Source organism: Pseudoxanthomonas jiangsuensis (assembly GCF_010093185.1).
GTDB lineage: Bacteria > Pseudomonadota > Gammaproteobacteria > Xanthomonadales > Xanthomonadaceae > Pseudoxanthomonas > Pseudoxanthomonas jiangsuensis.
Map to the genome: position 1 here is coordinate 1 of NZ_PDWL01000071.1, position 1,016 is coordinate 1,016.

Here is a 1,016-nt window from a genome sequence, read left to right on the forward strand (position 1 = left end):
CCCGGCGGAGTCTGCTCCTGCTCACCAGCCCGGAACACCACCGTGACACCGGATATGTTGGTATTCCCCTCAGTGTCCAGCACCGGCGTACTGTTCAGCAGCACGCTTTTTAAGCCATCCACCGGACCTTCAATCGGCCCTTCGCTGATGGCATCGATCACACTCAGCAACTGCGTGGACTTCAGGTTGTCCTTCGCTTCGCGCGGGGTATGCCCCTTACTGCTTCCTTTACCCATTCCTCACGCTCCATAAATGACAAAACCGCCCGCAGGCGGTTTCACATAAAACATTTTGCATCAGCGACCAATCACCACAACCTGACCACCGTCCCCTTCGTCTGCCGTGCTGATCTCCTGAGAAACCACGCGTGACCCCACGCGCATTTCCCCGTACAGAACAGGCAGAACATTGCCCTGGGCAACCATGTTATCCAGTGAGGAGAAATAGGTGTTCTGCTTACCGTTATCCGTTGTCTGTATACGGGGAGTTCTGGCTTTCGGTGCCAGCATCTGCGCCACACCACCGAGCACCATACTGGCACCGAGAGAAAACAGGATGCCGGTCATACCACCGGCCCCAATGGCTGCCCCCCATGCTGCAAGGGTGGCTCCGGCGGTAAAGAATGATCCGGCAATGGCGGCAGCCCCCAGGACAATCTGGAATACGCCACCTGACTTGGCCCCGGCGACTCTGGGAACAATATGAATTACAGCGCCATCAGGCAGAGTCTCATGTAACTGCGCCGTTAACCCGGACGTGCTGACGTCCCGCCCGGCAATCCGTACCTGATACCAGCCGTCGCTCAGTTTCTGACGAAACGCCGGGAGCTGTGTGGCCAGTGCCCGGATGGCTTCAGCCCCCGTTTTCACACGAAGGTCGATGCGGCGACCAAATCGTTGTAAATCCCCGTAAAGGCAGATGCGCGCCATGCCCGGTGACGCCAGAGGGAGTGTGTGCGTCGCTGCCATTTGTCGGTGTACCTCTCTCGTTTGCTCAGTTGTTCAGGAATATGGTGC

2 protein-coding genes are annotated in these 1,016 nt (G+C 57.8%); both read right to left on the reverse strand.

From position 1 onward, the window contains the following. Positions 1 to 236, reverse strand: a 236-nt coding sequence (locus CSC62_RS17250) for a hypothetical protein (protein ID WP_162407892.1), incomplete at its 3' end; no start/stop codon positions are given. Positions 237 to 296: 60 nt separating this feature from the next. Further along, positions 297 to 929 carry a tail assembly protein gene (locus CSC62_RS17255; RefSeq protein WP_000090889.1) on the reverse strand — a complete coding sequence of 211 codons (633 nt, stop codon included), beginning with the start codon at positions 927 to 929 and terminating at the stop codon, positions 297 to 299. Positions 930 to 1,016 lie beyond the last annotated feature (87 nt).

What these genes read in the sequence shown, in the direction of transcription:
- CSC62_RS17255 (WP_000090889.1), bottom strand. Translation starts at nt 929, where the DNA reads ATGGCGCGCATCTGCCTTTACGGGGATTTACAACGATTTGGTCGCCGC.